This is a genomic window from Paraburkholderia sediminicola (assembly GCF_046027825.1).
GTDB lineage: Bacteria > Pseudomonadota > Gammaproteobacteria > Burkholderiales > Burkholderiaceae > Paraburkholderia > Paraburkholderia sediminicola_D.
This window is the reverse complement of sequence record NZ_JAQQDU010000105.1, coordinates 15,370-28,467: the sequence shown is the minus strand read 5'-3', so window position 1 is coordinate 28,467 and position 13,098 is coordinate 15,370. Positions and strand designations below refer to the sequence as shown.

General features: G+C 57.7%; 12 protein-coding genes. 9 read left to right on the top strand and 3 right to left on the bottom strand.

All coding sequences use genetic code 11. The features are described from left to right. Positions 1 to 98: 98 nt before the first annotated feature. On the bottom strand, positions 99 to 698 hold the full coding sequence (wrbA, locus tag PQQ96_RS35590; RefSeq protein ID WP_408301179.1) for an NAD(P)H:quinone oxidoreductase: 600 nt from the start codon (positions 696 to 698) through the stop codon (positions 99 to 101). A gap of 258 nt (positions 699 to 956) precedes the next feature. Continuing rightward, positions 957 to 2,027, bottom strand: a complete 1,071-nt coding sequence (locus PQQ96_RS35585) for a porin (RefSeq protein ID WP_494478209.1) — start codon at positions 2,025 to 2,027, stop codon at positions 957 to 959. 569 nt (positions 2,028 to 2,596) lie between these two features. Between PQQ96_RS35585 and PQQ96_RS35580 the strand changes: the two genes are divergently transcribed. From PQQ96_RS35580 to PQQ96_RS35555, 6 genes are all read left to right on the top strand, one after another. Beyond that, positions 2,597 to 3,058, top strand: a complete 462-nt coding sequence (locus tag PQQ96_RS35580) for a bacteriohemerythrin (protein ID WP_408301175.1) — start codon at positions 2,597 to 2,599, stop codon at positions 3,056 to 3,058. Between the two features lie 25 nt (positions 3,059 to 3,083). After that, the gene (locus PQQ96_RS35575) at positions 3,084 to 4,076 is read left to right on the top strand and encodes a PDR/VanB family oxidoreductase (RefSeq protein WP_408301173.1); all 993 of its coding nucleotides are present in this window, start codon (positions 3,084 to 3,086) and stop codon (positions 4,074 to 4,076) included. Positions 4,077 to 4,132: 56 nt separating this feature from the next. Continuing rightward, entirely contained in the window at positions 4,133 to 5,434 is a 1,302-nt protein-coding gene (locus tag PQQ96_RS35570; RefSeq protein WP_408301172.1) for a Rieske 2Fe-2S domain-containing protein, read from the top strand. A 25-nt stretch (positions 5,435 to 5,459) separates the two neighbouring features. Then, positions 5,460 to 6,728 carry a Rieske 2Fe-2S domain-containing protein gene (locus tag PQQ96_RS35565; RefSeq protein WP_408301170.1) on the top strand — a complete coding sequence of 423 codons (1,269 nt, stop codon included), beginning with the start codon at positions 5,460 to 5,462 and terminating at the stop codon, positions 6,726 to 6,728. 10 nt (positions 6,729 to 6,738) lie between these two features. Then, positions 6,739 to 6,888 carry a hypothetical protein gene (locus PQQ96_RS35560; RefSeq protein WP_408301168.1) on the top strand — a complete coding sequence of 50 codons (150 nt, stop codon included), beginning with the start codon at positions 6,739 to 6,741 and terminating at the stop codon, positions 6,886 to 6,888. Between the two features lie 110 nt (positions 6,889 to 6,998). Continuing rightward, positions 6,999 to 7,724 (top strand): MarR family winged helix-turn-helix transcriptional regulator, encoded by a 726-nt coding sequence (locus PQQ96_RS35555; protein WP_408301166.1) that lies wholly within the window; start codon positions 6,999 to 7,001, stop codon positions 7,722 to 7,724. A 116-nt stretch (positions 7,725 to 7,840) separates the two neighbouring features. Here PQQ96_RS35555 and PQQ96_RS35550 read toward each other — a convergent pair whose 3' ends face one another. After that, positions 7,841 to 8,422: a TetR/AcrR family transcriptional regulator gene (locus PQQ96_RS35550; RefSeq protein ID WP_408301164.1), complete on the bottom strand. Its 582-nt coding sequence runs from the start codon at positions 8,420 to 8,422 to the stop codon at positions 7,841 to 7,843. Positions 8,423 to 8,975: 553 nt separating this feature from the next. On the opposite strand from PQQ96_RS35550, the gene PQQ96_RS35545 reads away from it, so the two are divergent. The 3 genes from PQQ96_RS35545 to PQQ96_RS35535 all read left to right on the top strand — a co-directional run bounded on the left by PQQ96_RS35545 (position 8,976) and on the right by PQQ96_RS35535 (position 13,057). Beyond that, entirely contained in the window at positions 8,976 to 10,082 is a 1,107-nt protein-coding gene (locus PQQ96_RS35545) for an NAD(P)-dependent alcohol dehydrogenase (RefSeq protein ID WP_408301162.1), read from the top strand. A gap of 178 nt (positions 10,083 to 10,260) precedes the next feature. After that, the gene (locus PQQ96_RS35540) at positions 10,261 to 11,790 is read left to right on the top strand and encodes an aldehyde dehydrogenase family protein (RefSeq protein WP_408301160.1); all 1,530 of its coding nucleotides are present in this window, start codon (positions 10,261 to 10,263) and stop codon (positions 11,788 to 11,790) included. 73 nt (positions 11,791 to 11,863) lie between these two features. Further along, positions 11,864 to 13,057 (top strand): FAD-dependent monooxygenase, encoded by a 1,194-nt coding sequence (locus tag PQQ96_RS35535; protein WP_408301158.1) that lies wholly within the window; start codon positions 11,864 to 11,866, stop codon positions 13,055 to 13,057. The last annotated feature ends 41 nt before the right edge of the window (positions 13,058 to 13,098 follow it).

Here is a 13,098-nt window from a genome sequence, read left to right as displayed (position 1 = left end):
TTTTTTGGGCCCCCCCCCACACCCCCCCGTGGGGCGCCCCGGCGGGTGTCCGCGGGCCCGACACTTTCGCGCGTCGACGGTGCGACAAGGCGTGACGTTCAGCCAAACAGCTTGTTCGCCGTCCGGGCGATCAGTTCGCCCTGGTGGCGAGCGCCGGCGAGTTCGATAGCACTCGGCTGGCGCTGACCTTGTCCACCGGCGATGGTCGTGGCGCCATAGGGCGCACCGCCGACGATCTCGTCCAGCGTCATCTGCCCCTGGTGGCTGTACGGCAGGCCGACGATGGTCATGCCGAAGTGCAGCAGGTTGGTGATAACCGAAAACAAGGTCGTTTCCTGGCCGCCGTGCTGGCTGGCGGTCGAAGTGAAGGCACCGCCCACCTTGCCGTTCAGCGCGCCGCTCATCCACAAGCCGCCGGCTTGATCCAGGAATGTCGCCATCTGCGACGACATGCGCCCGAACCGGGTCGGCGTGCCGACGACAATAGCGTCGTAGTTGGCGAGCTCGGCGACGGTGGCAACCGGCGCTTGCTGGTCGAGCTTGAAGTAGGCGGCCTTGGCCGCTTCCGCCGGCGCGGTCTCCGGCACCCGCTTGACGTCGACCGTGGCGCCCGCCGAGCGCGCACCTTCGGCGACGGCATCCGCCAGCGCTTCGACATGCCCATACGAGGAATAATATAGAACCAGAACTTTCGACATTTCGATTTCCTTCCTATATCTGCAGGGATGATGCTATGGGAAATGATGTGCACCCGACAAGACGCACAGTGTTGCGGCGAGGGTCGAACCTGAAATGAAGTGACAACGAGACCTGAAGGCTACGCCTGAAACGATTCAGCGCATACCTCCTCGGTTGCAACGGACCGTTGCTTTGGGCAGAACGATGAGGTTAGTCGGCGCGATCCCATGGACCGCGCGTGAGTGAACGAACGGAGGCCGCTTTGGCCTCGTCTCCGGCTAAAACAGGTGCCTGATTCCCACCACCGTGCCTACTGTTGTTCCAGCGACCCCGTACAACGCACCATCAATTGACAAACCGGTATTCATTTTCCCGTGGTTATTCACTACGCCTACCTCCGCATACAGCGACGTAGACTTCGACAGGAAATATTGTGTCCCGATTGCACCCAGAATTGAGTGATTTGACGTGTCGTTTCGATCCGTTGTGAACCACACTCCGCCGTTAAGATTCAGCGACGGCAATACATAATAGTCAAATCCTCCGCCATACACATCGTTGCTGAACGACCCTGCTACCTTGTAGCTGGAGAAGGAGGCCTTGACGGTCAATGAGGAGAACTTGTAGGACGCGCCCAGCGTGCGGCCAAAGAACTCGACCGTTGTAGGTATGGGTGTCTGTGCGGATCCACCTGCGTTGCCGTTAAAGAAAGCCGCGTCAACCAGCAGGCTTCCGTTTTCGTACTTCAGGTCCGCAGAATATTGCCGTCCGGCTGCAAAATCGCCGGCCTGGCCACCGAGCGCATAAAGTACGCTGCCCTGAAATCCGCCCATGACAGGACTTGTGTACGACACCGCGTTCGACGTGAATACGCCTGTCGCTGCCACACTATCAACATAAATAATGGCACCGCTCGCGAAGGTTGAAGTGCCACGCGGATCAAGTCTGAACAACGCGAGAAAAAAAGGTGAATACTGCAGGCCCGCCTTAACTTCACCGTAATCGGTTTGCAAGCCAACCCATGCCTGGCGGCCAAACAGATTCCCGTTTGAAATGCCGTAGCCTCCGTTTGCGACGCTAATACCGCTCTCGAGCCTGAATTCCGCCTTAACACCGCCGCCGAGGTCCTCGACTCCCTTCAGGCCGAAATTCGACGGCGTAGACCCCGCATCGATCAGAGAGAATTGCTTTCCAGCATTCTGCCCATTCTGACTATTCAGGGTTTTGCTGGTGTATAGCAAACCCGCGTCGACTATGCCGTACAACGTGACACTACTTTGCGAGTGTGCCGAGCTTACGAATAGCATCATGACGGCCCCGGAGACAATTTTCCGCGGGGCGAAGCGCATTTTCTCAACCATCTGCAATCTCCTCCGATAGCTCGGCTTTGACATATTCCTGGACGACAACCATTTACACTTAGCATTCCAAATTATTTATCATTCACTTAAAAACGTGCCACACATCGGATGATCTGCTGTGCTCCACGGGATAGGCCGTTGAGTTTCTTTCAGCAGCTACCGCGCACCGCACTCACAATCATCTTCCACGGAAGATACATTTCAGTTGCCGCAAACGTCAATCGGATTCCCGCCAGGGAGATACCCTGGAACAGCACGTCATCGATTGCGGGCCCCCTATTCGGCAGTGTCCTGGGGATTTTTCAGGCATTAATAACGCGTCAATCCATCGTTAAGAACCGCGATATCACGTTCCAGACCAGGAAGATTTCTGGCATCTATTCGCGTTTTCCCTACCTCGACAACCATCGCGCCGAACACTATCTTCCTTGGAAGATGTTTTTATTCACATGCACGACTAGATGGGAGTACGTTGACAAATGACAGCACTACATGGCCGTAGGGTATGTCCCTTTTTGGGTACGGCGCCGTCGCCAAGTCCACGTTTGGGGTGAACAATGGATGAGTCAAAACACAAAGTTTGTCTTTCGCATAGCTTCGCCTGGCGCGACGACTATGCGTTGGGTCATCAGACTATGGATGAGACACACCATGAGTTTGTCGAATGCGTGCACACGCTGCTGACTACGGAAGACGACAAGCTAGTGAACGCGCTCGAAGCCTTTTCTGACCATGCGCATCGCCACTTCAGCGACGAGGACACCGCAATGCGCGAAACGGGATACGGGTCTGTGGGCTGCCATGTCGACGAGCATGCGACCGTGCTCCGGTCACTCGACGAGGTACGCGCCATGCTGGCTCAGGGACACACGGAAGTCGTTCGCTCTTTTGCGCGAGCCCTGGCGGACTGGTTTCCCGAGCATGTACGCGTGATGGATCAAGGACTCGCGCGATGGCTAATTCAACGGCGGCTTGGCGCCGCCCCCGTGGCCATCTGGCGTCGTCAACCTGCCACTTAAGCCATCTCTCAGGATTCCTACTCTCATGGAAAACAAATCGATACCAGCGCAGGCATTGCTGCACGTCCGAGTATCGGCCAAGACATGGTTAGCCGACGACATTGCCGGCTTCGAGCTTGTACCGTTGTCGGGTGGCGAGCTGCCGGCGTTCGAAGCGGGTGCGCACATCGACGTGCACGTACCCGGAGATATGGTGCGCCAGTACTCGCTGTACGATCCATCCGGTCCGCAATCCTCGTACAGGATTGGCGTGTTGCGTGATCCCCAGTCACGTGGCGGATCGGTAAAGCTCGTTGATAGCGTGCAGGCGGGCGACGTACTCACGGTAAGCGCCCCTCGCAACCACTTTGCGCTGCACGACAGTCAACAAGACCAGTCGATCCTGTTCGCGGGCGGCATTGGCATCACCCCAATCCTTTGCATGGCGCAACAGTTGGCACAGGCGGGCCGAGCTTTCGCGTTGCACTATTGCGGCCGCTCGTTATCACGCATGGCCTTCGTCGATCGCCTGCAGCCCTCCCACTTCGGAGAAGAGTCGCAAGTACACGTGCATGTCGACCACGGTGCCTCTGAGCAGCAACTCGATGCACGTTCGGCGATAGGCGCGCCGTCCTCCGACAAACATCTCTATGTTTGCGGCCCCAACGGCTTCATGAATCACATCCTGCAGACTGCGCGGGAACTCGGTTGGGACGAAGGACACCTGCATCGCGAGTATTTCGCCGCAGAGCCGATCGAAACCTCAGGGGACGCACCATTTGAAATTGAAATCCATCGTAGTGGCGAGGTCATTGTGGTCGCCGCGGATCAAAGCGCGGCGCACGCATTGCTCGATGCAGGGTTCAGTCTTCCGCTGTCCTGCGAGCAGGGAGTGTGTGGCACCTGCATGACGAAAGTGCTGGCTGGCCAGCCAGATCATCGGGATCTTTATCTAACCGAAGACGAGCGGGCCGGCAACGATTGCTTCATGCCGTGCTGTTCGCGCGCAAAGACCTCAAGGCTGGTCCTCGATCTTTGAGGCCCGCACTCACCACTAACTCACCCTTCACTCAGAATTGAATCGAGGGAATCGACATGTTGAGCAAGCAGGATAACGAATTGATGTGCCGCACCGACGCTGGCACCGCGATGGGCAACGCGATGCGTCGCTTCTGGCTCCCGGTGATTCAATCATCGGACATGCCCGAGCCGAATGGGGAGCCGAAGACGATTGAGCTGTTGGGGGAACGCTATGTGGTGTGGCGTGATCAGCAAGGGCGTCCGGGTCTCTATGCGGAAGGTTGCCTGCATCGGGGCGCGTCAATGCAATTGGCACGCACCGAGGGCGACGGCTTGCGCTGCATTTACCACGGCTGGAAGTTTGCGGTCGACGGAGCCGTCCTGGAGACGCCAAACGTCGAGGATCCGAGATTCAAACAACGCATCAGGGGACGAACCTACCCCGTGCGCGAGGTAGGCGGCATCCTCTGGGCTTACCTGGGGCCGCAAGGTGAAAAGCCGCCTCTCCCACACTGGGCTTTCATGGACCAACCGGACTCCCACCGGATCAATGCCTGTGCGGTTGTTAACGCCAACTACGCTCAGGTTATGGAAGGCCTCGTCGACTCATCACACCTGACGGTGCTCCACAGTTCCGCGCTGGCGAGGACGAACGACTCGGATCTCGACTATGCGAAAAAAACGTCTCACATGCAATTCGACGCCGCACCCGAGATCGAGGCCGACGAGACAGACTTTGGCTTCCATTACGTGGCAATTCGTCAGACCGACGGAAAACGTATCGCGCGGGTAACGGCGTTCATCGCCCCCTGCTTCATCGCCAACGCGAACGGGGATATCTGGCTGGCGATCGTGCCGGTCAACGACGAGCGCTGCAATCTTTACCACGTCTGGTGGGATGGCGAGAAGCGCATTGGCGAGGAGCCTTTGCGCAGCGAGCAGCTCAAATTTGTCGGATTGGATGACCCGACGCTGCGCAAATACGGAATGACAGCCGACACCTGCGACTCTTCGTCAGCGATGTCCGTCGCGAATGGCTATCGCCAGGACCGGGTTCAACAGCGAGGCGGTCACTTCACTGGCTTCGACAGCATCACGCAAGAGGATGCAGCTTGCAGCGTGTCGAGCGGCGCGATCCGCGACCGCTCGCAGGAGTTGCTCTCCGCAGCGGACATCGCCATTAGCCGTCTTCAGCGCTGCCTGCTCACCTACGCCCGTGCGGCGCGCGACCAGAAGGAGATTGCCGCACTACGCGCGAACGCCGGGAGTGCCATCGGTGTGTCCGGTGAAATCGGCCTTGAAGACGACTGGCGCGTGTTAGTACCCCACCACCGCATCCTTTCATCTGCAGCAGCGCGCGCTGAGCGCGGTGAATAACAAGAGCTACGATAGGAGTTCGACTATGTTGAGCCGTGAAGATAACGATGTCCTTTGCCGCGTCGGTCCCGGCACGCCGGGCGGCACGCTGATGCGACGTTTCTGGCACCCCGTTTGTACGTCCGCCCAACTGCCCCATCCCGACTGCGCGCCCCTGCGCGTGCGCCTGCTCGGCGAAGATTACGTTGCGTTTCGCGACACGGCAGGTCAGGTAGGATTCTTAGAAGAACTTTGTATGCACCGGGGCGCATCCCTTGCGCTCGGCAGAGTCGAAGAAGGCGGAATCCGATGCCTCTATCACGGGTGGAAATTTAGTGCGTCAGGTGCCGTACTTGAGACACCCAACCATGCAGACCCCAAGTACGCCGCACGTCTGAAGGCGCCGGCGTTTCCCGTGCGGGAAGAAGGCGGCATCGTTTGGACGTATGTAGGCCCGATCGAACTCCTTCCGGCATTTTCGCGCTACGCCTTCATGGATGCAGAACCGGCACACCGCGTCGTCCTGCGCATCAATGTTTCCTGCAACTACCTGCAGTTGGTGGAGGGCGGAGAGGACAGCTCGCACGTAGGCGTACTGCATACCAACATGGCGCGTCCTGGGTGGAAGGACAACGATTTCACGCCCAATCCCGACGTAGTCAACCCGGCGGCACTTGCCTCCAACGACCTGGAGCCGGCACTCAAAATCGAAGAGACCGCGTTCGGATTCCAGTACGTGGCGCTGCGCAAGACCCGTAACCCGGGCGTGCGCAATGCACGTGTCGTACCGTTCATCGTACCGTATGGCCGTATCATCCCAGCGCCGGCATTCCTGTTCACGGTCCTCGAGGTGCCGCAGGATGACACGCACACGAGTACCTACATTGTCGTCCACGGAGAGACACCGATAACAGAAGAGAAAATCATTGAGCTTCTGGGATTGAATGATCCGCGGTACTACAACCGCAAGGACTGCACCTTCACGGCTAGCTGGGCGGACGTATTCGGTCAGAACCGTGAACTGATGAAAGAGAATTGGACCGGGTTACGCGGCGTCGAGGTGGAGGATGCAACGATCGGGCTTTCCCAGGGACCGCTTTATGACCGCTCCCGCGAGCATCTTGTCCCTGCCGACCAGGCCGTCGTGCGCGTTCGCCGTGTGCTAATGGAGTCGGTCAAGCGCGTGATGGAAGACAAGCAGCCTGCCGCACTCGGGCTCGATCTGCGCGGTGTAAGCGCCTGTGACGCGCAACTCGAAGACGGAGTTGCATGGCAAGACCTGTTGCCGTCCCATCGCCAAGCTGTCGAAGCCTAGGAGAGTGCCGATGCCCGCCGATAACGTCAGCAACACCGTTCCAGACTACCTGTCGCTCCTGCGCCTCGATGGTCGAGGTTTTGTGGTGCTGGGTGCGGGCCACGGCATTGGCGCCATTCCTCACGTCACCTTCGCCCCCTCGGCAACCCCGCCCCCGTGAGTGCAGGCATGTCTTCATCTCAAGAACGGACCCACCCGTCACTGCGGACAATTGCTGTCGCTGCGTTACAATCGGTCGCGATCGTACGATCTTCCCAGGAAGCCGCAAAGATGAGCCTAACCGCCCCCAAGCAAGCCACGTCCGCTCGAACCCGCAAGAAGACCGTCTCGACCCGGGCCGCAGCCGGCCGCGCCGAAACTGGCCATGCCGAAGCTGGCCGCACCGAACCCGCCGCAAAGTCACATTCTCCGGGTGGCAGCCTCGTCGACTTCATCAACCTGCAGTGGCAACGCGAATACGGCAATCTGGATCTTTCGAACTTCTTGCAGGCGATTTATTTTATGCGCCTCGGTACGCTCGTTGAACTTGCGTTTGACAAGATGTGCCAGGAACGCTGGGGGATCAGCGGGTCAGACATGCGTGTCCTGCTGGCACTGCGCCGTAGCGGCCACCCGTATTCAAAGCGACCGACCGATCTGTATCGCTCGCTACTGGTTACTTCGGGCGCCATAACCAAAAAGATTGATCGGCTCGCAAGCCTTGGCATGGTCGAACGCCAGCCCGATCCCTGTCACGGCGGCGGTTCGATCGTTCTTCTGACCAGGAAGGGACTCGACGTTGTCGAAAAGGCTATTGTGAAGCTTGCGGAAGAATCTTCGATCGCACCTGCGATGGCGCACTTTACGGAGGCCGAGCGGGCTAGTGGTGCAGAGTTCTGTTTGCGCACGTTGGCCCTGATGGAAGAATTGAACGTCCCGGAAGTCGAAGACACCGAAAACATCGCGCCGAAGTCTCGAACCAAAACTACGCGACGAGCATCCAGTAACAGTCGTTAGTGACTCAAATCTTCGTGCAGCCTCATGAGGCCCAGCGGGCTATTCAGGGTCGACTCATTACGCGCAAAGTAAACGGCACAACCTCATTGGCGAAAACAGGGCGTAAATTCTAAGCATTATTCTTCAGAAGAGTTTTTCGCAGAGAATATCGATTTAACCAACGAGACGTACTCCGAAACAAGCAATGGGTTACTGCTCTTCATCCCGGCGGTAAACTCCATCTCCGCTCCAAATATCGATGGGACCGACATAAGCGCGAGGAACACATAGTGAAACAGTATCGGATTTCCTCGCGGTAGCGCCCCTTCGTTTTGCGCAGCACGAATCTCTGGGAGCAAATGTTCCAGTAGCGGCGCCAATATATTCTCGGCAAGCCACGGCAAACGTGGATTTCCCGGCCACTTTTCCCGCGCAAGAAATTGATGAAAAAGCGGGTGCTCGAGGGTAAATTCGAGGAAACTCACGTACTCGCTCATTAATCGGTCAAATACTTTTCCCGATTTCGAACCATCACTCTCTTTTTCCCACAGGCTTCGAATAGTCGAAAAGAGATCGTCGGCAACGGCCTGCCAAAGTAAATCCTTCGTCTTGTAGTGGTGCGTAACCGTCGTGTGGGGAAGATCCACTCTTGCGGCAATGTCCCTGATGCTTGCTGCAGCGAAACCCTTTTCCGCGAATTCGGCAAGCGCGGCATCCATGATCGCCCTTCTGGTATCAATCGAGCGCTGCTGCTCCCTTCGCAGCCTTCCTCTTTGCGGGGACTCGCTACCGGGACGTCCCAATGGGGACGACTCACGCCTCAACGGCGCATCACTCTCCTCTTTATTTACCGGGTGAGTCGACTCTTTCATTCAGCTGTCCCCTGTCACAAGTTGCACGCCGCATCATTGCTTGCGACGCTCGCTATACCGTACGACCGTGCATCATATCGCATCGATGAACCTAAACACCCTTCCTGGGGTTTATCCCACTAATTTACTAAACCGTACATATGTACGCTATATCGTGACTAAGGACAACGACCGGCCGATCTCGCATGCATCGGAACCCCTTGCTGCACTGCGATGCGGGTGACGAGGTGTGCCGCAACCCACGCTCTGCTGGGTAACGGAGTAAAGGTCTGGAACGTCGCCCTGCTCTATCGCAGGAACAAGCGGGGCTGCCCGCCAGCCGGCGCAACTGGACCGTCGCGCATCTTCGGAAGCGCTTCGCATTTGTATTGTGCTCGCTACAACCTGACTGGATATCGATATGGTTACCTTGACGTCCGCCGCTGTCCTGAGAGAAACGCATGGATCGTTCACCCTTGAAGATCTGATCCTTGACGATCCGCGTCCTGATGAAGTTCTCGTGAAGATTGTCGCTTGCGGCATTTGCCAAACCGACGCGCATTTCCGCGACCAGCACATGCCCATCGCATTACCGGCCGTACTCGGCCATGAAGGCGCAGGTGTGGTTGAGCGCATCGGCAGCGCGGTGACGTCCGTGAAACCCGGTGATCATGTCGTGCTTTCGTTCAATTCATGTGGTCACTGCGCCGCCTGCGGCAACGGCCACCCCGCATACTGCGACGACCTGATCCAGTTGAACTTTGCAGGCGTGCGCGCCGACGGAACATCGGGTCTGGCGGACACGAATGGAGCGCCTGTTCGCGGGCGCTTCTTTGGTCAATCATCGCTTGCAACTTTCAGCCTGGCTAACGAACGCAACGTGGTGAAGGTCCCTGGCGACTTGCCCCTCGCCATGCTCGCCCCTCTGGGATGCGGCTTCCAGACCGGTGCGGCAGCGGTGCTTAATGCACTCAAGGTGCCGCCCAAGGCATCCATTGCAATTTTCGGTGTCGGCGCCGTTGGCCTCGCAGCAATCATGGCAAGTAAGATCGCGCGCGCTGAAACGATTCTAGCGATTGACGTCAACGACGAAAGGTTGAGTCTCGCCCAGGAATTAGGCGCTCATCACACAATCAACGTGAGCAGGTCGGATGCCCCCGCGAGGATCCGGGAGATTTTGCCTCGTGGTGTAGATTTTGTTCTCGACACCAGCGGCCGAAAAGAGAGCCTGGAAGCTGGCCTCGCGGCACTGGCGCACTTGGGGAAATTTGGCTTCGTGGCTTTCAGTCCAGCAGCGGGCGCAGTTCTCGATGCCTCTCGGCTGAGTGCTGGGCAGAGCTTGCAGGGCATTATCCAAGGAGATGCCACGCCTCAAAGCTTCATCCCCCAGTTGATCGAGTTCTATCGCGAGGGACGCTTTCCGTTTGACAAGCTGGTTCGCTTCTACGAACCAGGAGAAATCGACAAGGCGTTCTCTGACGCTGCACGCGGGGAGACCATCAAGCCAGTCATTCGGTTCAATCACTGAAGCATTGGACTGCATAGACACGCCGTATATTTGACACAATCAGTATGACTAAATAACCTGAAGCGAGATTAACTATCGAATTTCGCTTTGGCACGAGTTCCAACCTGGTTTCGGCTACCGCGCATCGTCAAGCGTTTACGGTTCGCGATAAGCCAACAATTCATTGGAGGATAGGAAATTGTTCACCCCACCGTCTTTTGAGAACATCAAGCAAATTGCTGCGCAAATCGACTGCAACCGCATCTACGGCCATCTGATTGGCAACGAGTGGGTTGACGGTGACCGCGGGGTTCTGATCGACCTGAGAAATCCTGCAACACGGGGAATCATCGGAAAAATTCAAGCGGGTAACGCTCTCGACGTCGATCGAGCGGTTCGTGCCGCGCGCGATGCCTTTCCAGCCTGGTCGCGTAAAGACCCATTAGAACGGCAACGGATATTGCTGGAAATAGCGGCCAGACTGCGAAAACGGCATGCGGAATTCGCAGTCATGGAATCGCTCAACAACGGGAAAACATTCGTCGAAGGTTTTCTCGATGTCCAGAACGCCATCGAGCAATTTGAATACTATGCCGGCCACACCCATCTCAAGGGTGAGGTTCTCGACTTTCCCAATACCATGGCGATTACCCATCGCGAGCCGATTGGTGTCGTGGCGCAAATCATTCCGTGGAATGTTCCACTCCTGATGGCTGCGATCAAACTGGGGCCTGCATTGGCGGCAGGTTGCACGGTCGTACTGAAGCCCGCTGAGGCCGTCTGTCTGTCAGTGTTGGCACTTGCCGGGGAACTGGCGGACATTTTGCCAGCAGGCGTTGTCAACGTGGTAACCGGTTATGGAAACGACGTAGGTGAACGGCTGGTCACGCATCCAGACGTGCGCAAGGTCTCGTTCACGGGTTCCCGCGCTACCGCTCAGAAAATAATCTCCCATGCGAGCCGCTCGATCATCCCGCAGACCATGGAACTGGGAGGCAAATCCGCGAATGTCATCTGCGAAGATGCCGATCTGGACGCAGCCGCAGAGTCCGTAGTGATGTCAACGGTCATCAATAAGGGTCAAGTCTGCCTCGCCGGCAGTCGCGTTTTCGTGCATCGCAATGTCCGTGATCCATTCCTGGAAAAAGTGACCCAACTTCTTGGGCGAATTCGCTACGGCAATCCGCTGGACCCTGCTACGCAAATCGGCGCCGTGTCGTCGGAAGTTCAGTTTGACCGCGTGATTAACTACATCGAGAGTGGCAAACGCGAAGGCGCACGGGTTGCCTTCGGTGGAGGTCGAGCAGTCGTTCCGGATCTCGCCGAGGGTCTGTTTATCCAGCCGACTCTGTTCACCGGCGTACAACGAGATATGACCATCTTCCGCGAAGAGATCTTTGGACCGGTTACTTCGGTGATCGATTGGGATGATGAAGCCGACATGATCGCGGCGGCCAACGACAGCATCTATGGCCTCGCCGGAGGCGTATGGACGCGCAACCTCACTAAGGCCCATCAGATCGCTCGCGCGCTCGATACCGGCACGGTGTGGGTCAATCGCTACTACAACACCCGGCCAGGCATGGCGCTTGGTGGCAACAAACAAAGCGGATTCGGACGGGAAAACACGCACGAGGCGTTGTCACATTACACGCAACTAAAGAGCGTTGTTGTCAATTTTCAGGAAGGCCCCATCGGGTTGTTCGTGCCGCCGCCCTCCGCTTTGTGACCTGACCACACGCTTCATTCCCGGACGGCACCAGCCTACGAGGTGTCGCCGGCAACGAAAAATTGGATATGACATGGCAGACAAGCTAAAAATTGCAATCATAGGTGGTGGAATCGGCGGCCTGGTGACGGCCGCGGCCTTACGGGATTCCGGGCACGAAATCTGTGTTTATGAACAAGCTGACCAGTTCCGGGAAATCGGCGCGGGCGTCACGCTTCACCCGAATGCGACGCGACTTCTTGAGAAGCTTGGCTTCGGTCACGCTTTACGGAAAATCGGCTCACCGACCACGGGAGTCAGGCTGATGACCTCCGCTGGGGATCCGATCGAAACCGGAGCGCCGCGCGGCGGCGCCCCGCTCTCAGACGCTGGCCAGGGTTACAACGTCCACCGGGCGGAATTCCTCGACATTCTGGTCAACGCTCTGCCCCTGTCCGGCTTCAGGCTGGGTCATCGTTGCGCTGATCTCGTCGCTGACAATGACCGTGTCACCCTCACCTTCGAAAATGGCGCAAGTGCGACGAGCGACCTGGTTATCGGAGCCGACGGTATCCGCTCTGTGGTACGTCAAAAGCTCGGCCTGGATGCGCCAGCCACGAGCGAGGGTGTCATGGCCTACCGCGGTATGGTGCCCGTTGAAAAGCTACCGTGGGCCAAAGACGCACAAGGCCTGTACCTCTGGATGGGTGCCGGTCGCAGCTTCCTGTGCTACCCCGTCTCCGCAGGAACGATAATCAACATTGTGGCCTTTGTACCGACCGATCGGGACTCTGCTGAATCATGGTCCGCTTTGGGTGACCTTTCGGCGCTTGCAGCCGAATATCGAGGTTGGGACGAGCGCGTTGGACAAACGATCGCCGCACTCAGTGAAACCTATGTATGGGGCATCTACGATCGTCCGGCGCTGCAGCGCTGGACGATCGGGCACACGACTTTGATTGGAGATGCCGCCCATCCAATGGTCCCTCATCTCGGCCAAGGCGCCGGTCAGGCTATCGAAGACGCCTACACGCTTGGCGTCCTACTCAAAGGCGCGTCGAAGGATACGCTTGCCGGACGCCTCACCCGCTATGAACACCTGCGGCGCGACCACACCGCTCGTGTTCAGACGGTCGCCCAACAAGCCGGGCAGTTCTACCGCACCGAGTTCCCCGATCCACGGGAACGCGATGCAACGATGGGCACGTGGATGAAAGAAGTTCGCTGGATACTGGAACATGATGCCGATGCTGCAGCGGTGTCAGAATTAGAAAGCAGCCGGACGTAACCTCAAAGTACCATCTCTTCAACGAGCCGTTCCAGTGCGCG

What these genes read in the sequence shown, in the direction of transcription:
- wrbA (WP_408301179.1), bottom strand. Translation starts at nt 698, where the DNA reads ATGTCGAAAGTTCTGGTTCTATATTATTCCTCGTATGGGCATGTCGAA.
- PQQ96_RS35585 (WP_494478209.1), bottom strand. Translation starts at nt 2,027, where the DNA reads ATGCGCTTCGCCCCGCGGAAAATTGTCTCCGGGGCCGTCATGATGCTA.
- PQQ96_RS35580 (WP_408301175.1), top strand. Translation starts at nt 2,597, where the DNA reads ATGGATGAGTCAAAACACAAAGTTTGTCTTTCGCATAGCTTCGCCTGG.
- PQQ96_RS35575 (WP_408301173.1), top strand. Translation starts at nt 3,084, where the DNA reads ATGGAAAACAAATCGATACCAGCGCAGGCATTGCTGCACGTCCGAGTA.
- PQQ96_RS35570 (WP_408301172.1), top strand. Translation starts at nt 4,133, where the DNA reads ATGTTGAGCAAGCAGGATAACGAATTGATGTGCCGCACCGACGCTGGC.
- PQQ96_RS35565 (WP_408301170.1), top strand. Translation starts at nt 5,460, where the DNA reads ATGTTGAGCCGTGAAGATAACGATGTCCTTTGCCGCGTCGGTCCCGGC.
- PQQ96_RS35560 (WP_408301168.1), top strand. Translation starts at nt 6,739, where the DNA reads ATGCCCGCCGATAACGTCAGCAACACCGTTCCAGACTACCTGTCGCTC.
- PQQ96_RS35555 (WP_408301166.1), top strand. Translation starts at nt 6,999, where the DNA reads ATGAGCCTAACCGCCCCCAAGCAAGCCACGTCCGCTCGAACCCGCAAG.
- PQQ96_RS35550 (WP_408301164.1), bottom strand. Translation starts at nt 8,422, where the DNA reads ATGGATGCCGCGCTTGCCGAATTCGCGGAAAAGGGTTTCGCTGCAGCA.
- PQQ96_RS35545 (WP_408301162.1), top strand. Translation starts at nt 8,976, where the DNA reads ATGGTTACCTTGACGTCCGCCGCTGTCCTGAGAGAAACGCATGGATCG.
- PQQ96_RS35535 (WP_408301158.1), top strand. Translation starts at nt 11,864, where the DNA reads ATGGCAGACAAGCTAAAAATTGCAATCATAGGTGGTGGAATCGGCGGC.